Below are 18,011 nucleotides of genomic sequence, written 5' to 3'. Positions count from 1 at the left end.
TTGACGTCTCGTCCCCTTGACTCCTGACTACACTCGCTTGCCTCGCGCCAGTCTTCGATCTCGCATTCGTATCCACACCTGTCGCATCGCGACGACGTCGCGTTCATCAAGTCCAGCCCCGTCAATGAGAACGTTCTGGTCGACGAGATCCAATGCCTCGTCATAGCATTGCACCCGAACCAGCTCATCTACTTTTTCACTCAGACCTTCAGGCACAATCGAAGGGTCAGGCACAGGCAACTCCGCGCACTCCGACGGTTCCATCTCCAGTATTCCGCCACCGTAACTGCGCCCCATGACCTCGGACATAGCAAAGGTTACAGAGTTGAACGCCGCAGCCGACAAGCGATGAATGTCAACCCCAGGCTTCGTAAACACCCGATGGACCGTGTCGGTGCTCGTAGCGCCAGCATCATTCGCGGAGATTCGCAAATGATTCGAGACCTGCCTGAGCATAAATCCGTCCGGAACTGACACCGAGGGAACCACCCACCAATGATTCCGGATTCTGCACTTGTAACCCGTATGCACTTCTTCGTCTTCACCCATCCCCACATAATCTGCAAGCTGAGGAAACTCTTTTATATCGACTTCCGGTTTAACTGCCAATAGATGCGTCCGCGCTCCGGCGACGGCTTGAGCGTCGAGGTCCTCTTGAGTGAAGGAAAGACCTTGCATCTGGACGCTACGAGCAAGAAGTGGAATAGTCCAGTCGGTCAGTCCGCGATCATGAGCTTCGGACTCAGTGAGGCAAAAGAAAGAATTGCGGCCAGTCACTACACCGACGTTAGCCGCCGCGTAACGGCTTAAAGGCGCCATTTTCCCATCCCCCCGCAAGCGGCGGACTAGCTCTATTGCTTCGGGACCTAGGTAATATTTTGTCCACTTCTCAGACTCGTGCAGACGAGCCTGCGTGGGTGTGCTATCAAGGGAGACAGACGCAAGCGCTTCCGCGTCGTGCACCTCGATAGTGTTGATCCGTGCCGGTCCAGCACCCTTGATTGCAAGTAGCAATATGACTTCCTGCAGGATGCCTGGGAAGACAAGCTTCTTGAACGATACAAGGGTAATCCGATTGCATTCGTCAACGAGGTAGGAACGCAGTTGCGAGGCGTACCCAACCTGCAACAGTTCGGCTGGCAATACAAGACCTACACGTCCACCCTCCCGCACCGCCAACATAGAGGCGATTACGAAGGGCACCCACGCATTGGTGAGCTTCGACGGGCGGAGCCCTTCGGATCGCATCAGCTCAAGCGCGCGGTCACGGGCCTCATGCTCCCACGATCCAAAACGGATGTAGGGAGGATTGCCGGCAACCCCGTCGAACTTGCCGTGGTGTTCGGGTGTGAACCAGGCAAAGAAGTCACACTGCACCACTTCAGCTCCCGCTATACGTCTCGACTTCTCCGCCTCGTCCGGAAACAATTCGACACCCATGGGCTGCGTTCCGTTTCCCCGGGCCAGGTGGGCAAGAATCGCACCATCGCCACAGGACGGCTCAAGCACCGCGGGACCCGCACGTAAGACCCAATCGGCAACAAAGCGAGCGATCGGTTCAGGAGTGTAGTAGCCGCCGCGAAGCTTAGCTCCCCTCGGTTCGGCCTTCGCCGCGAATCTCGTCATGGTTCAGATTGTCCACTAGACCCCGACACGTCCGGACTTCACCCGCCGGTCAACTGCGATGTCGGTCGTCGCGAGTATGGTGCTGATGTGTCCTTCCAGCGTCGCACGAAGACCGAAGCCTTCGATACGATCAAGGTTCTCGTCGAGCGGTATCGGCCACAGCATGCCGCGCTGTCCGCCGCCGAGTCCCCGTTCACAGAGACGGAGGCACGTGTCAATTTCATCGATGACTTTCTGATTGCACTCGGTTGGGATGTTCGCAACGAGGCCGGGGCGCCGCAGATGCTCATGGATGTTGTTATGGAACGCCAAGCCTCAGACAGCGACGCTGTTTGGGGACGGCCTGACTATCGGCTCCGTGTGGACGGCAGTGATCGGATGCCCGTCGAAGCAAAAAGGCCCTCGGCTCGGCTGAAGGCAGCGAACGACGGCGCGATGCAGGCACGCACATACGGGTGGTCGCTCTCTCTCCCCGCGGCGGTCCTGACGAACTTCGCTGAAACTGCGATCTACGACACCACGATCAATCCCCGGCCAGGAGACAAGGCAGATATCGCACTAATTCCAGGTTGCAGGTTTACATTCGAGGACTATCTCGGACGGTTCGACGAACTCTGGGACCGGCTCTCCTATGAGACGGTGTCCACCTCACGTTTCAACGAGATCTACGACTACAGCGACCCGCCTCGCGGTGAATCACCTTTCGACCTGACATTCCTAGCTGAGTTCAGGCGCTGGCGCCTTCTTCTTGCAGAGGACATAGCCGCTCTCAATCTGGAGCTACAAGCGCCCGAGGTTGGACGTCGAGTCCAGAAGGTGCTCAATGCGTTGCTATTCCTTCGCGTTTGCGAGGACCGAAATATCTCCCGCTACAAAAAGCTCCTAGAATCGGCAAATTCCAATGATGTCATCACACACTTTCGCGAATCTGACAACATATTCAACGCTGGGATATTCCGTGCGTTACATGGCATCACCGTCAATAGTACGACCCTTCTCAAAATTATCGAGGAGATGTACTGGCCACGGACACAGTTCGCATTCGCGGTACTACGGCCCGAGATCCTCGCTGGACTCTATGAGCAATACCTCGCCGAACACGTCGTCATCGACGACGAGAGGTGCGTGGCTCTGGAGAAGAAGCCGGAGATTGTCCATGCAGGTGGAGTCGTCCATACGCCGGCATATGTAATCGACGAACTAAACCAGAGCGCGCTCTCGCCGTTCATCGAGCATGGAATAGTCCACCCGCTTCGAATCCTGGACCCAGCAGTCGGTTCAGGCGCCTTCCTCCTCGATGCGTTCAGTAAACTCGTTACAGCCACCGAATTGGCTGGCAAAAAAGTCGAACTCGACGAACGCGCCAAGATTGTTAAAGATCACTTGTTTGGGGTCGATATCGATGGAGCAGCGGTCGAGGTCACACGCCTAAGTCTCCTCCTTGCGGTAATCGGTGATGATTTTCTAAACGCAGAGCATGCGACCGCCCTATTGCCAGATCTCGAACACAATATTGTTGCTGGCAACAGCGTTGTCAGGGAGGACTTCGATCGGCTTTTGCCTAACACCGCGTCGATTCCACACCGAAGATCTGCGGTAATGCCAACAAATCTCGCCGAGTCATTTGGTTCGAAATATCCAAGCAACGGATTCGAGGCCATCATTGGTAACCCACCTTATGTCCGAATCCAGACACTATCCAGCTTTATGCCAGACCAGCTCGCGTACCTCCAACACCCATCTTCAAAATATAGTGCGCCCGCAGCACATAACTTCGACTTGTCGCTTGTCTTCATAGAACGCTCGCTCGAATTGCTCGCAGCTACCGGCCGCCTAGCAATGATCGTCCCACATCGCTTCACTAACCACATGTCAGGTGCTGGGGTGCGGGGTAAACTCGGCGAGCGCATAGAGCGATTCGTCCATTTCGGAGAGGAACAAGTCTTCCCCGGGCGAACTACATACAGCGGACTCGTAGTCGCTGGACCGAAGACAACCGAACCAGCCCTCTTCGAGCTGGTGTCCGACCTTACAAGTTGGCGATCTTCTCGAGCGAAGAACGAGATTACGGTTGCGCGCAGTGACCTCACCTCCGCGGTTTGGCCAATCGCTACGGAAGACCAGACAACACTCTTTCAGCAATTGACAAAACACGAAGTCGCCAAGCTGGGCGACCCGAATTGGGTTCACATCTTTGTCGGGGTCCAGACTTCGAACGATGACCTATATTTCATATCACCAACACCCATGGCCGACGGGGATTTGACGGCGACATTCGTTGACAACAAAGGGATTACCCGAAAAATCGAGCGCTCCATCCTTCGACCCGCGATTAAAGACCAAACCATCGCTTCCTTTGATGGCCAGCCATCACCAGACAAATGGGCAATATTCCCGTACCGATTTGAGTTCGCCAAGAACGGGAAACGTAAAGCTACGCCACACGATTTAGCGACTATGCGAGAGTCGTATCCGCTAGCTCTTGAATATTTCGAAGCACACCGCGAAACGCTGGCCGCACGAAGTGTTTCACCCGATCCGGGCGAAGCATACTGGGCGTACGGACGATCCCAGAGTCTAGCTCAAATGGACGATCCGAAACTGATTGTTCGAGTCCTTTCCCTTGTGCCGCGCTACGGCTTAGATACAGATGGTCTAGTGGTGCCGGGGGGTGGCGACGGAGGCCCGTACTATCTGCTCCGCCCGAAGCCAGAATGCCCCTATCCCATTCAGATAATTCAGGCAATACTTTCTCATCCCGTTGTTGACCTCTTCGTTACGGTCAACGGTAAAAAGTACCGTGGATCATATGCGGTGCACCGCAAAGCATTCCTCGTTTCAGTCCCTATACCCAAGCTGAACAAGACTGATATTTCGAATATCGCAAAATGGGTGACGGAGGCCCAAAAAGTCTCGGTGGCTCAAAGGAACGAGACGGATGCCAGCATCAAATCGTCCCTACAGGCCCGGAAATCGTACCTGCAACGCGAAATTGAATCATGTTTGAGCGCAGCGTATCGACTCGATCTTGATCTGGTTGACCGAGTCGTGGGCAGCTAGATGCCTCCGCGACTGTACCCGTTGAGGTAGTGGACATCGGATCAGATCGTCGGGAGCTTCGACGACGACGGCGGGCCTCCAACCGTAGGACCGTGGAAGGCTTAGGGAATACTCGACGGTTTCCGCCCGGCGTTACACCTCCTTGTTGATCTGCAGAGTCTTGTCCAGCAGGCCCAAACGGGCCGGGTCGGTATTGTCGGACAGGTCTGCGAGTTTCACTGCCAATGCGACAGGATCTTTGACGATTGCTGCGCAGTAGTCCACATCCGCAACGTCGTCCTGTCGGGTCAGCAGCTGCACCGCAGCAACGACGCCCACAGGGATGCTGCGAGCCATGAGGTCTGATGCGATGAACTCGGAGTCCTCGACAGCGTCGTGCAGCAGCGCCGCCGCGACCGCCGTGGCATCCGCGGGGTCAACCCGGCGCGCCACCGACCGTGGATGGTCGATGTAGTCGTTGCCGAGCTTGTCCGTTTGCCCTCGATGCGCTTCTACTGCGATCGCATCGGCAATCGCAACGATGTCCGATTCAGTTCGCTGACTGGTTTCACTCGCTGCTGATTCCTCCTTGTTGCTGTTCAACAATCCATCGGTGACGGGCCAACTGCGCCGCCTCCACACGATCGCATAGCTCGCGCAGCGGCACGTCGGCATTCTCCCCGGCCATCTTGCCCAGAGCCTGATACTTGCTCACCTGAGAGCCGAACCGCGAAACGAGATAGTTGCCCTCTTCTCCATCGATCGAATACCCCAGTGGCACAGTACCTGCCTCCCCGAAGATCAGCAGCCGGTCAGACACCCAGCTCCTCGGTGGCGTGTACCCCGGGTTGATGTATGCCCGCAGGATGGGACGTAGTACCGAAAGCACTTGACCCAACTCTGGGTCGCTGTGGTGATACACCGATGCGGTGCGCCCGAGCGTCAACAAATACTGCGCCGTTCCGAAGTCCGCATCCTCGGGGCGTGCGGCGACAGAGCCTCGCCCAAACAGACAAGCCTTCAGCGTCAGCAACTGATCGACCCGATCCGATCGCCGGGCCTCCTCGGCTCGCGCGATCAAACCATCCTTCCTGAGGATGCGTTCGACAACGTTGTTGGCCTTGCTGTTACGCTCCTCGTCCGCGTCGCGCGCCGCCTGTCGATAGCGTTCGATCAGCCCCAGTTCCCGCTTCCCGACGTGTTCGCCTCGCGACGATCCCGGGGGCGGCTCAGCCACAATCTCTTGGCAGACCAGATCGCTGCCTCCAGAGCGAGTCACCGTACGCAGCAGATCAATTCGACGTAGCTGGTCCGAATCGAGTCGTGTGCGGAGGAGCGAGATACGCCCCGCCGGCACGTCTGGACGCGCCAGATACAGTGCCACCGTGTCGGCGAGCCGATCCGATGTCGCGTTGGCTGTCCACTTCCCCGGAATCTTCATCGCCGATTTGATTAATGCATCATCCCGCCACAGGCACTCCCATGCTTGTTGGTCCGTCGCATCGGGTCGAGGCACAAGATCGCGCCACGGCTGAAGCAACGGGCTGACGGTGACGGCCATCCGCGCAATCAGCCGCGGCGGCAATGTGACTGTGGCCCTGCACAGCGCGAGCATCAATATTTCCATAGCGCTCCTTGCACGCCGAGCAATCTCAAACAACCATCCGATGCAGATAGAACGCCTGCGGTCTCCGAAAACGCGGCGCTAGTCCCCCGCCGGCGGCAAAAGCCCGTCCGGGTAGCGGTATTCGCAGCCGAGGTCGTTGGGTGAGCGCGTTCCGCAATTGTCGCGGAACCAGGTGACGCAGGCGTCGGCGACGAGTTCCGGGTCACGAATGAAGATGTAGCCGTCAGTGCAGTCATCGAAGTTGTCGTTGAAGAGCCAACGGTTCAGGGGCAGCTTGTCCGACGAGTAGTCGGCGATCAACAAGTGGCCGAGCACCGACCGCGAACGCCGAAGCATCATCACGCCGCCGGCCAGCATCTGGACCTGAACACATGCAACGTCGTCCTCGTCTTCGTCCTCGTCATCATCGTGATAGACGTAGCCGCTCGGACCCATCTCGAAGATGAAACCGACCGGTTTGTCGGCGAGCGACTCGACGATCCACGTCGTCATGCCCAACCACTCCTGCACGTCCGATGTCTTGTCCGATTCATCCACAGTGGCCTCCCCTCAACCGATCTCTGATGACAAGATAGCGCCGAGTACCGACAGTTCTGGGTGCGACGACGCCCAGTCGTCCACCGAATCGTGGATCCGATCGAGTGCCGGACTTCCAGATATAGTGAACGCGCGGTGGGGACCGCGACGTGACGTGGCCGGCGATGCCGGCCAGAGATTTGGGGGGCACACTTATGGCACCAAAACCGACACCACCACCACCTACTGTGGCGGCCGCACCCGGGGCTGTCCCGCAGCCACCTCCCGAGTTCGGTATCGATTTTGATGAAAATCGCCAAGGGCTCGTATGCACCAACACCACCGATGCAAAATCCGCTGGTGCACTGAACAACCGGGTCCCTCGCTAGTGGACCAACCATCAGTCAGCTGAGAGGCTGGGATCTCGGCGGGTTAGGAAAAGCAGCCACCACTTCCGTCGCCAACGCAGCGAACCTCGACGGCGCGCTTGACCAAGTCCAACGCGCAATGGACAACGCGCGATGGACAGCCGGTTGAGCACGTTGCGGACCTCGTGTCCGTGAACTATCTCTTCGCCAGCCCCCCCCCCCCCCGCGTGACCGACAATCCAGCGTTGGGACCGACAATCGATGTCACGTAACACCATCCCCTCGCAACTGCGAAGCGGCCTTTCGATAACAGTTTTCGCGATTGTCACTGCCGCGCTATCTGCAGGCTGTTCACAATCCGATGGCAACGAGGCCAACAAGACCGCAATCGAATCGGAAGCTGAGGCCCGCACCATCGTGACCGACAACGTTAGGTTGATGTTCCCGGCAATCGCGACCATCACGCCGCAGAATGCCACATTGACGCCCTGCGGCAACTACCACAAGAACGCCATCGGGGAGGGTCCACCGTGGACCGCCGAAGCATCTCAATCGCTGACTGGACCGGACCAGGTCTCAGAAGCGATCCGACGTCTTGACGCTCTCGCTGAATCGGGCTATCGCCTTCGGCCGCATGGTCCACTGCCGACACTCCCAGAAGAGAAGGCCTACGAAGACAAGCGCGGCGTCACGATAGGCATCATGGCAACAAAGCTCCCCGACAGCGTCTACTTCTCCGTCTTCTCCAGCACCCCCTGCACTATTGACGAACCGTGACGTACGACGCAGGGACCGTGGTGTCAATCCGGCCGTGAGGTCGAGCAACAATCTGAGGAAACGATGGTATTGAGCCGACACTCGCCTGCCCGGCTGCGGCAGGAGCTGATCTGCGGCCTCCGGTGGCGCGCAGAATGACCACGCCAGCCGACCGAAAGATACGATGCTACGGCGCATTCCGCCGACTTAAAGCTGGGACTTCCGCGTTGTCGGATGAGAGCAGGCTGCGCCGACTGAAGTACAGCTCGGCCAGACTATGCTTGGTCGCCACCGTGCTCCTGCTGACAGGTTGCTCGTCTGCCGACGAGAATGACGCAGAGAGCGACGCGTCAATTACATCCGAAGCCGAGGCCCGCACCATCGTCACCGACAACGTTCGGTTGATCTTCCCCGGCACCACCGCCATTGCACCTCAGAACGCCTCGCTGACCCCGTGCAGCAATTACCACAAGAACGCTATCGGGGAGGGCCCTCCCTGGAGCGTCCGGGCATCTGAGCTTCTGGCGCGCCCCGAGCAGATCGCGGAAGCCGTCGATCGTATCGAGGCTCTCGCCGAATCTGGCTATCGACTTCAACCGCGAGGTCCAATGTCGTCGTACCCAGAGGAGAAAGTCTACAAAGACGACCGCGGCGTCAGAATTGGTATCTCAGCGAGAGAGCTGCCCGATAGCGTCTACTTCTCCGTATTCTCCAGCACCCCATGCACAATCGACGAACCCTGACGTACGACGCAGGAGGCCGTGATGTAAATCCGGCCGTGGGGTGGAGCAACGAACCAAGGAGCATTCAAACTCATTCTCCACGTCGGAGTGGAGTTGCTCGATGATGTCGATCGCTCCGTCACTGCAGAACTCCCCGACGCCGCACTCATCGAGATATTTCGGCAGTGGCCATCGTCGAGCACCGTTGAGCGGCTGTATGACGACGCCGGCGATGACTGGCCGCCCCTGTCCGGCGAGTTGACTGAGGCCCTGTCCACCGGCCCCACCGACGCGGTCTTGTTCAACCTCAACACCATTGGTGACCCGTGGAGGTCCTGGAAGCAGGCAAACGCACTGACGCTGTCCGATCGGTCGGTGTGGTTGGACCTCATCAAGAAGCACGAGCAGATCGACCGACTCGCGGTACATGCACCCGCTGAAGGCGCTCGTCGAGGCTGAACTCCACCGAGTTCATCCGGGCCGGATTGCCCTGAGTCGGAGAATGTTTGAAAGCCACGCGGCCTGTCACTCAACTCGATGGATAGACCGCAACTGCTACCCCGTCCCGAGCACCTCGACAGCACAGCGGATGCCCGGAGCCTCCGCGAGGCGTCTGTCGGCGGTCACCAGAATCACGTCCAGAGCCTCGGCCAAGGCAACATAGGCAGCGTCGTACGTCGTGAGATTCTCGCGAAGCTGCCAACAACGCCTCAGGAGCGGCATATGGTCACTGCGCCGGATCGGAAGATCGATCAGATCGGCGAGCGCCATTTCCGCACGTTGTTGGTTCACTTTCTTCGCCTGTGTGAGTCGACGCAGTACCGACACCACCTCCAGGTCGAGGATCTGCGGCGCCGCCAGGACCTCCTGCACCAGTCGTGACCGGGCCCGTAGACCGTCAATGTTGTCGTCCGCCAACGCCGTGACCAGAACACTGGCGTCGACAACGATCACGACTACTCGCCACGCTCGGACTGCAACAGCCCGACCGAATCGTCAAAACTTGCCGACCCACCTGCACGTTGCCCGGCCCGTTCCATGACCTCTTGGACAGTCGGACGAGAGGCTTCGTCGATCAAGTGCCTGAGCAAGTACTCCTGCAGCGACTGATGAGCCGCAGCGGCACGTCGCCGCAGGATCGCATGAACATCCTCCGGCACATCCTTGATCTGCACGCTCGTCATGGCGCCATTATGGCGCCACATCGTGACGTTGGCAACCGTCTGCGACTGACACCTGCACCATCAGCGGTGCGGCCGTCTGGCCCTAGGATTGCCGCCACGATCTGAGAGCAGCCACCAGATGACGAAGCAGCGCGATCGCGATACCCACCACGGGAACCGAGACATAACAGGTACTGAGGAAGATAATTGTCCCCCACAGGAAAAAGCTGACGGTGACGGCACCGAGATAGTCCGACGCCGAATCCGAGGAACCGTCCCCGATCATCCCGATCACTACCGCACCGGTGAACCCGACAGCGCAAACCAGGTACGCCACAGGGATTGCCCACAGTAATGAAGACCACCACACCCGCCTGAAGCCGGTCATCGATACGTTCCCCCTTGCACGCGTCGAATCGGCGCCCACCGAACAAGTTCCGCGCCAATCGCCTATCGACCATCACCCAACTTTTGTGTCAGATCGTAATGGCTGTGACCACCTGCATGAAACCAACACCCTCAGAACCCACCCGACCCATCAGCTCCACCGAGGCTCTTCCCTGACCGAATTCAGTTCTGCAGCAATGCTTATCGATGCGATCAGTACCGGCAGGAACTGCTCGATGGCCTCACGCTCGCGTCGAAATCCCGCAACAGCTTCTGGACCTCCACCTTGTGAGCGAGAAGCAAATTCCACTAGGTTCATTCGTTCGATCTGGTCGGTACAGATACGCGCGTACCGGCGCAGCATCGGGGTGTTGCCTCTGCACCCACGGGCGATCTCATCGGGCGTCAGCCCCGACCGATACCCGCGGGAGTACCGGTCGACCATGTCGATCAACCGCTCCGGAACCCCGTCGAATAGCGAGCATTCGAAATCGTCCCACGGCTCGGGTTGGAGTTGCTCGATGATGTCGATTGCGCCATCACTGCAGAACTCTTGCCAGGCCGCCAGAGCTGCCAGCAAGTTGGCTTGAGAGAAGATCGCGGCCTCCATGGCGCGCACCGCGAACACGTGACCTTTGGTGACGACGATGGAAACATCGGGCCAGCGCGACGAGTGTTCGGCGATCACCGCACCGAGTAGTTCCATGTCTGGGATCTGATGGGACAACACCGTGCAGAACTCAAGACGCAGCGCCTGCGGCGAGACCAGGATATTCGTATGTAGGCCAACATCGGTGATGAATCCAATGACGTTCTGTTCGAGCTGAACCCGGTCACCGAAGCGGGCTTTCAGAATCTTGTGAGCCATCTCGCGGAGATGTGCCGTGTCACGTGGAACAGTCCCGAGGTCTGGTGAATCTTCCCCGGCATCCCCGATCCTCCGCGACGATAACGCAGTGGGCTGCGGCGGTTTGGGCCGAGATCCAGTCGGGTTGCCGACGATGACGAAGAGAGGATGCTCTACCTCGAACTCATCACGCAGCAACCGTACGACAGCCTCCAAGAGCTTGTCGAGATCGCGTTTGCTGGCCTCGTTGATGTATGCACCACTGCGCAACTGTCGCCAGCCAAGTCTGACCACAGCGTCACACAGAGCCAGCAACGCCGAAAAGCTGTCAGCATCAGCGAAGTTCGCACGAGGCATCCCGTCGATCGCGCATCTCACACGACCCGACCCGGTCACGGTGAACTTCAACAGCATCTGGTAGCCAGGGGGTTGGTCGGTCCGCCCCACCTCGACGATCTCGTCCCGTCGCAACGGTCGGAGTTGTGCACCCAGCCGGCTGCCAAGTGCGACCCAATCGGCTTCTACGCCGCTCTCGGTACCGAGGTTGTCGCCGTAGTCATCATCGTCATCAAAGTCGTCAAACCTACCGAAACTTGGTCGTGCCATGGTGCCCTCCCCAGCGCAGTTGGTCATCGGTGATGACCTCAAGGCACACCGTAGAACGCACCTACGACAACGAGGGGTGACCCTCGCTGACCTGCACGAAGCCCAGTAACACGGGCCAGCCCAGCAAGGCTCGACTCTGATCGATCAGACGGCAGGTGGGTGCGCGACTCGGCGCCGCCGAAGCCGCACCGGCAAACCGTCGGCCGGTGTCGGGCCTGTTCCCCAGGTCATCAGCGGGGTGTAGGACGCGGGCACCGACCATTCGAAGTCCAGCAGCATACGGTGCAGGATGGCTTTGACGGTCGAACCGGCGAAGTACATTCCGATGCACTTGTGTGCCCCGGCACCGAAGGGTGACCAGGCGTAGCGATGCATCTGCTCGAGGACGGCTGGATCGTCAAAGCGGCTGGGATCGAACTCATCTGGCCGATCCCACCAGGTATCCAGACGCATCGAGGTGTGCACGCTCAATGCGATCTCGGTGCCGGCCGGAATGAAGTAGTCCAGAATGCTGGTGTCTGCGGTGGCCTGCCGGAACAGGGTCCCGGCCGGCGCGTACATTCGCAGCGACTCCTTGAAGGCCGCGTCGAGCAGTGACGCGGAGTTGAGGTCGTCCATCGACGCATCATCCGGGAGCGACTGCACTTCCTCACGTAGCCGTTGTTGCAGCCGCTCGTCTTTGCCGAGGTGGTACATCAGCATCGAGAGCGCGATGGTGCTGGTGTCGTGGGCCGCCATCAGCAGGAAGATCATGTGGTTGGTGATGTCTTCGTCGCTGAAGGTACTTCCCTCGTCGGTCTGCGACTGGCACAGCACGGTGAACAGATCGTCGCTGACGCTGTCGCGTCGCCCTGGTATCGCGGTGCGGAAGTAGTTCTCCAGGTATCGCCGTCCGCGCAGACCGCGGGCCCACCGTCCGGGCACACCGTCACGTCGGATCAGGGCTTGCCCTCCCACAACGGCATCGTCGAAGGCATGCGAGAGCTTCCGGGCCGTTGCGCCATCGGGTGATTCGCCGATGAACACCTCACTCGCCAACTCCAGCAACAGCTCTTTCGTTCGGTCGTACAGCGGAACCTTGTCACCGACTGTCCAGGTGGACAACGTCTCTGAGACCAGCGGGCGGCTCAGCGCTAGATACCCATCGAGTCGCGGCCGAGTGAAGGCCTGCTGCATGATTCGACGGTGATAGAGGTGCTCGTCGAAGTCGAGAAGCATCAATCCCCGGTGAAAGAACGGACCGATGATGGGCTGCCAACCGATTTCGCTCGAGAAGACCTTCTTCTTGTCCAGCCACACTTCCTGCAAGGCATCTGGACCCGTCACGGTGGCCATCTTGAATCCGAGCGCACCGGTCCAGGACACCGGGCCGAATTCGCGATAGCGTCGGCGCGCGAATCCCAAAGGCTCTGCGACGCTCTCGAATACGTGACCCAGCACCGGCAATCCGTAGTTGCCCATCACCGGCCGGAGTCCGGAACCCGCCGGCGGAACGGCAAGTGGCTGCACCGACGACGGATACAGGGACGCCGCGCGCGCCGCGACCTGTTGGAACGTGTCGGTCATCGTCGCTCTCGACGGCACCAGCGACATCGTCATGGCGTCTGCGTCCGTTCGGTCATAGGATCCTCCAGTCGACATGCAATCGTCCGGCTTCGTCTTCTGGCACAGAACGGTACCAATCTGAAGACCGTCAGGGGTACGGAATCGTGGAGATGGAAGACTTGACCCCGTGACGAATGTCGGCGAGCGCAGTTACGCGGGTGCGACCACGTCCGCGCGCGTGGCGAAGCGACGATCCCGTCTCCTGGATGTGGCCCTGAGCGCCATGGCGGAAAACCGCTGGCGGTCGACGACGGTCGCCGGCCTCTGCGCCGATGCGCAATTGAACAAGCGGTACTTCTACGAGAGCTTCGCCGACCTCGATCAGGTGGCCGATGCAACCATCGATGACGTGGCGGCCGAAGTCGGCACCGCCGCCATCAACAGCTATCTCGCGACAGTGGGATCATCGCTCGAGGACCAGGCCCGGGCCGCCGTGGAAGCCGTTGTCGACGTACTGGGAGCGGACCGGCGAAAAGCGCTGGTCCTCCTCGGCGGCGTCCCGACGACGGTGGACAAGGAGGGCAAACGTAGCGCTGCCATCGCCGGCTTGACCATGGTGCTGACCGAACACGCCCGACACGTCCACGACGTGGAACTCGAACGCGACTCCTTGGCTGCGACCGGTCCGGCATTCGTCATCGGCGGTACCGCTCAAACCATCCTGTCGTGGGTGAACGGCGATCTAGAGGTGAGCCGCGAGCAGTTGATCGACGACATCACCGGGCTGTGGTTACTACTGGGCCAAGGCGCGGCAGACCTTGCACGATCGAGAATCGACAAAGATCCGCACTGACCTGACGTGATCCGGCCAATCGGCCCCTTGCCACCACTGTCCCGCTCGGCCGCCAATCAGTGATACAGCGCGTCGATCTCGGCGGAGAACCGCTCGGAGACCACGTTTCGTTTGATCTTCAGCGTGGCGGTGAGCTCGCCATGTTCTTCGGTCAGGTCCCGGACGAGGATCGTGAACTTCTTGACGGCCTCCGAATGGGAGACGGTCGAGTTCGCGTCGTCGACCGCAAGTTGCAGTGCCGCAATCAATTCCGGGTCGTCGCGGAGTTCGGCGGCCGTGGCTCCGTCGGCCTTGCCGTTCTCGGCACCCCAGTGCCCGAGCACGTCCGCGTCCACCGTCAGCAACGCAGCGATGAACGGTCGGCCGTCGCCGACCACCACGGCCTGCGAGACCAGCGGATGCGAGCGCATCCGATCCTCGAGAGGGCCCGGAGACACGTTCTTGCCGCCGGCGGTGACCAGTAGGTCCTTCTTGCGGCCGGTGATGGTCAGGAATCCGTCGTCGTCGAGGGCACCGAGGTCACCGGTGCGGAACCAGCCGTCGTCGAAGGCGTCGGCGGTGGCTTGGTCGTTGTGCCAGTAGCCGTCGAAGATGACGCCGCCGGCCAGCTCGATCTCGCCGTCCTCGGCGATGCGCACGCTGTTGCCGCCCATCGGTTGCCCGACACTGCCGATCCGTTGTGCCCCTGGCACATTCACGCAGTGCGCAGCAGTCGACTCGGTCAGGCCGTAGCCCTCGTAGATCGGCACACCCACACCGCGGAAGAAATGACCCAGCCGCGGCATCAGCGCACCGCCACCTGAGATGGCCAACCAGCATTCACCGCCGAGTGCCGACTTCAGCTTCGAGTACACGAGTCGATCTGCCACCTTGTGCTGCAACCGCAGCGGCAGCGACGGCTTGCCCGTATCGAGCGCCTCGCTGTAGCGCACCGCGGTGTTCTCGGCAAAATCGAAGATCGCCTTCTTGGCCGCACCACCCTTGGCTGCGGATTGTGCGGCGGAGTCACGGACCTTTTCGAATACCCGCGGCACGCCGAGGATGACGTGCGGCTTGAACCGCGAGAACTGTCCGACGATGGTGCTGAAGTCCGACCAGTGCGCCTGCGTCCCGCCGGCCTCGAACATCGCCAGCGACACCGCGCGGGCCAGGACATGCGCCAGCGGCAGGAACGTCAGCATGCGATTGCCGGGGATGGCGACCGTACCGATGGTGGCAGTGAGGATGCCACGGACCTCGGACAAGAAGTTCCGGTGCGTGAGTCGACAGCCTTTCGGTCGACCGGTGGTCCCGGAGGTGTACACCAGGGACGCGAGGTCGTCGGCGCGGATCTGTGCGATGCGCTCCTGGACGCTGCTCTCACTCTGCTCGCGGCCGGCGGCGACCAGTGCGTCGACCGCACCCTCATCGATGGCCAGGGCGTCGACGCCGACGGTCGCGAACGCCGCTGTGTGTACGGCAGATTCCCCGATCGCCAGCACCGCACCGGAGTCCTCGACGATCCACCGGATCTGATCCAACGAGGAGGAGTCGTAGATCGGGACCGACACCGCCCCGGCCGCCCAGATGGCGAAGTCGAAGAGGGACCACTCGAAGCGGGTGGCCGACAGCAATGCCACCCGGTCCCCCGGCTGCACGCCGCGCGCGATGAGTCCCTTGGCGACGCCGGTCACCAGTTCGGCGAAATCGGTGGCGGTGACATCGCGCCAGGTGTCACCGTCCGGACGGGAGAACAGCACCAGGTCCGGTGTCTGTTCGGCGTGCCGGTAGACGGTTCGCACCAGGGCGTCGTTGTCGGCGATGGTGAACTTTGCTGTAGCCGTGTACTCACGCACTGTGGTCATCTCCGGGGTGTCTCGGTACCCGTGCGGACGGGCGTGGTCTTGGAACGGAAGTGGTGAAGCATGGTTGCGAACTCATCGACGTCACTTGTCGACCAGTCCCGGACGCGGTCCTGCACTTGCGTGAGTCGCTCGCGGTCGGTGACCGCGAGAACGTCGCTGCCCAGGTCGGTCAAGGTGAGCGGGTGTCCCTGCCGCACCGGACCCGGTGCCACCAGGATCCAGCCGGCGTCGACGCATTGCCGAAGTTGGCGTGACACCGTCGAGCGGTGCACCTCAAACGCGTCCGAGATCTCGGTGGCCCGGCAACCGGGGTGACGCGCGATGTACGACAGAACCGAGTGCTGAGCAAAGGTGGCCGATCCCTCGGCCGGGCGTTCGCCCGTCATCACCTCACGGACCAGGTACACGAGTTCTTCGTGTACCTGCGCGACTGCCCCACTTCTGTCGTGTTGCATGACGCAACTATAACGCTGTGGGCAGAGGGGACGGCGGTCGCCCGCCGGTCAGCGCGCCGGTTGCCGATCTGATCTCGTGAGCCGGACCCGCAGCGTTTCCACTACGGTCCGATGCGCTCGATCAGTTGATCGCGGAACCGTTCCACATGACGTCAAAGAACTGCGCTGCCATCAGTTCTTCCTTTTTGTTCCGGCTGAGTCCCAACGTCTTGCGGTACTTCAGGACATGCTGCAACGACAACGCCGAATACAACAGCGGTAGTCGATCGTGCGGCTGTTCGTAGACATCACCCGCGCCCCGGACAGCGGCGAAATCGGTACGCGCACGGGTCGGATGTTTCAGCGCATCGCGCAACGCGGCAGCTTTGATCGCCCGCTTGCGTCCGGCCGGGACCACGACCGGGGAGTCGGGCCTGGGGCCGAACAATGCCGCATCGAACTCCTCCGGCGTTGCGACTGTACAACCCGCCGTCGGGCGCGGATTGCACTCGACCATGTGGTGCACGCCGTCGTCTGTCATCAGGTAGTCGAAACTGATCTGACCGTGCCAATCCAGTTCGCGCGCAATGGTTTGCGCGGCGTTCAGCGACTCCGGAGAGTCCACCGATTCATAGACGATGCCACCGCGACCGTCGATGGTGAGTGCGTGCTCGTAGCAGGAGTGCAAGACCACTTCGCCGTGATGAACCACGCTCCAGCTGCACCGGTCGACGCCGCGTAGGAACTCCTGCACCAGCCACGGGTCCTCGGGGGTGGGCGTGATGTCCTCGAGTGATCCTTCCCCGGCCAGCTGGCCGGAGTTGGTGATGACATCAAGTCCACCTCGTCCGAAGGCCGCCCGAGCGAACCAGTGGTCCCAGTGCGTCACCGCCTCGACGAGTTCACTGTTCGACGTCGCGACAATCGACGTCGCCACCGGTAGGCCCAACGATTCACAGATCCCACTGAAGCTCACCTTGTCGTGGACCTTCGCCAACGTCTCGAACAACGGGAAGAACAGTTCGGCGCGGCCTTCAAAACGGTCACGATGCGCGGCGAGGTAGAACACTTCCTCGAACATCGGCAGAAGCCAATTGATCTCGTGCTTGTCGATCAGAGCATCGACCGCGTCGATGAACGCAGCGGTTTCCTGCACTGGCGCCGGCACCTGGACGTGCCGCGCTGCACCCCGCGAATGACTGCCGGGCGACGCCCTGAAGGTGTCGGCAGCGGTGACGTCCCTGCCCGCCGCCCCCAGCTTGCGGATTTCATCGACCGCGAACGGCATGCGCGACGTGGTCACCAGCAGCCGAGGCTCAGGGGTGCTCATATCGTCGGATACTACGCACCAGACGCCCTGGCTGCGCCCAGATAACGTCGAGGACCTCAGAAATAGTCTGGACATAGCAAAATACCCTGTATTCGAGTCCATTGCTGGAATCGGATACAGGGTATTCGCAAATTGTGTTCGGCGGTGTCCTACTCTCCCACACTGATTAGGGTGCAGTACCATCGGCGCTGGTAGGCTTAGCTTCCGGGTTCGGAATGGGACCGGGCGTTTCCCTACCGCTATAGCCGCCGTAACAATGTGAAACAACCATCGTCACAAATCAAGTCAATGATTAGTGCTGATCATTTGTTTGTTTGTGTGTTGTTTCAGATATTGCACAGTGGATGC

The 18,011-nt window shown here is 60.3% G+C and carries 17 protein-coding genes and 1 rRNA gene; 5 read left to right on the top strand and 13 right to left on the bottom strand.

Translation table 11 applies throughout. The features are described from left to right. Positions 1–27: 27 nt before the first annotated feature. On the bottom strand, positions 28–1,626 hold the full coding sequence (locus AC51GT_RS17780) for an N-6 DNA methylase (RefSeq protein WP_496329616.1): 1,599 nt from the start codon (positions 1,624–1,626) through the stop codon (positions 28–30). A gap of 87 nt (positions 1,627–1,713) precedes the next feature. Between AC51GT_RS17780 and AC51GT_RS17775 the strand changes: the two genes are divergently transcribed. Continuing rightward, positions 1,714–4,686: an Eco57I restriction-modification methylase domain-containing protein gene (locus AC51GT_RS17775; RefSeq protein WP_496329615.1), complete on the top strand. Its 2,973-nt coding sequence runs from the start codon at positions 1,714–1,716 to the stop codon at positions 4,684–4,686. A gap of 132 nt (positions 4,687–4,818) precedes the next feature. On the opposite strand, the gene AC51GT_RS17770 is transcribed toward AC51GT_RS17775, so the two are convergent. The 3 genes from AC51GT_RS17770 to AC51GT_RS17760 all read right to left on the bottom strand — a co-directional run bounded on the left by AC51GT_RS17770 (position 4,819) and on the right by AC51GT_RS17760 (position 6,829). Beyond that, positions 4,819–5,268, bottom strand: a complete 450-nt coding sequence (locus AC51GT_RS17770; protein ID WP_496329614.1) for an HD domain-containing protein — start codon at positions 5,266–5,268, stop codon at positions 4,819–4,821. After that, positions 5,234–6,292, bottom strand: coding sequence for a hypothetical protein (locus tag AC51GT_RS17765; RefSeq protein ID WP_496329613.1), 1,059 nt, complete (start codon positions 6,290–6,292; stop codon positions 5,234–5,236). The genes AC51GT_RS17770 and AC51GT_RS17765 overlap by 35 nt, the downstream gene beginning before the upstream one ends. 78 nt (positions 6,293–6,370) lie before the next feature. Then, a complete protein-coding gene (locus AC51GT_RS17760; RefSeq protein WP_496326972.1) occupies positions 6,371–6,829 on the bottom strand; it encodes a hypothetical protein in 459 nt (152 codons plus the stop codon). Between the two features lie 608 nt (positions 6,830–7,437). On the opposite strand from AC51GT_RS17760, the gene AC51GT_RS17755 reads away from it, so the two are divergent. From AC51GT_RS17755 to AC51GT_RS17745, 3 genes are all read left to right on the top strand, one after another. After that, positions 7,438–7,953, top strand: coding sequence for a hypothetical protein (locus AC51GT_RS17755; RefSeq protein WP_496329612.1), 516 nt, complete (start codon positions 7,438–7,440; stop codon positions 7,951–7,953). A 260-nt stretch (positions 7,954–8,213) separates the two neighbouring features. Beyond that, positions 8,214–8,675, top strand: coding sequence for a hypothetical protein (locus AC51GT_RS17750; protein WP_496329611.1), 462 nt, complete (start codon positions 8,214–8,216; stop codon positions 8,673–8,675). A 93-nt stretch (positions 8,676–8,768) separates the two neighbouring features. Continuing rightward, the gene (locus AC51GT_RS17745) at positions 8,769–9,113 is read left to right on the top strand and encodes a hypothetical protein (RefSeq protein WP_496326969.1); all 345 of its coding nucleotides are present in this window, start codon (positions 8,769–8,771) and stop codon (positions 9,111–9,113) included. A 96-nt stretch (positions 9,114–9,209) separates the two neighbouring features. On the opposite strand, the gene AC51GT_RS17740 is transcribed toward AC51GT_RS17745, so the two are convergent. The 5 genes from AC51GT_RS17740 to AC51GT_RS17720 form a co-directional block, all read right to left on the bottom strand. After that, positions 9,210–9,608, bottom strand: coding sequence for a type II toxin-antitoxin system VapC family toxin (locus tag AC51GT_RS17740; protein WP_496329610.1), 399 nt, complete (start codon positions 9,606–9,608; stop codon positions 9,210–9,212). Positions 9,609–9,610: 2 nt separating this feature from the next. Beyond that, positions 9,611–9,838, bottom strand: coding sequence for a FitA-like ribbon-helix-helix domain-containing protein (locus AC51GT_RS17735; RefSeq protein ID WP_496326967.1), 228 nt, complete (start codon positions 9,836–9,838; stop codon positions 9,611–9,613). Between the two features lie 82 nt (positions 9,839–9,920). Further along, entirely contained in the window at positions 9,921–10,205 is a 285-nt protein-coding gene (locus tag AC51GT_RS17730; RefSeq protein WP_496329609.1) for a hypothetical protein, read from the bottom strand. Between the two features lie 150 nt (positions 10,206–10,355). Then, entirely contained in the window at positions 10,356–11,657 is a 1,302-nt protein-coding gene (locus tag AC51GT_RS17725) for a TY-Chap domain-containing protein (RefSeq protein ID WP_496329608.1), read from the bottom strand. 144 nt (positions 11,658–11,801) lie between these two features. Then, on the bottom strand, positions 11,802–13,223 hold the full coding sequence (locus tag AC51GT_RS17720; RefSeq protein ID WP_496329607.1) for a cytochrome P450: 1,422 nt from the start codon (positions 13,221–13,223) through the stop codon (positions 11,802–11,804). 166 nt (positions 13,224–13,389) lie between these two features. On the opposite strand from AC51GT_RS17720, the gene AC51GT_RS17715 reads away from it, so the two are divergent. Next, entirely contained in the window at positions 13,390–14,055 is a 666-nt protein-coding gene (locus AC51GT_RS17715) for a TetR/AcrR family transcriptional regulator (protein ID WP_496329606.1), read from the top strand. A 56-nt stretch (positions 14,056–14,111) separates the two neighbouring features. Here AC51GT_RS17715 and AC51GT_RS17710 read toward each other — a convergent pair whose 3' ends face one another. The 4 genes from AC51GT_RS17710 to rrf form a co-directional block, all read right to left on the bottom strand. Beyond that, complete coding sequence (locus tag AC51GT_RS17710; RefSeq protein WP_496329807.1) at positions 14,112–15,890, bottom strand: AMP-dependent synthetase/ligase; 1,779 nt, start codon at positions 15,888–15,890, stop codon at positions 14,112–14,114. A 5-nt stretch (positions 15,891–15,895) separates the two neighbouring features. Beyond that, positions 15,896–16,354 (bottom strand): MarR family winged helix-turn-helix transcriptional regulator, encoded by a 459-nt coding sequence (locus tag AC51GT_RS17705; RefSeq protein WP_496329605.1) that lies wholly within the window; start codon positions 16,352–16,354, stop codon positions 15,896–15,898. 121 nt (positions 16,355–16,475) lie between these two features. Then, positions 16,476–17,663, bottom strand: coding sequence for an ATP-grasp domain-containing protein (locus AC51GT_RS17700; RefSeq protein WP_496329604.1), 1,188 nt, complete (start codon positions 17,661–17,663; stop codon positions 16,476–16,478). A gap of 136 nt (positions 17,664–17,799) precedes the next feature. After that, positions 17,800–17,916 (bottom strand): 5S ribosomal RNA (gene rrf / locus AC51GT_RS17695). Positions 17,917–18,011: the final 95 nt, after the last annotated feature.

Source organism: Williamsia sp. z34 (assembly GCF_059553395.1).
Note: the sequence above shows the minus strand (reverse complement) of the source record. Positions and strands in the feature narration are given on the sequence as shown.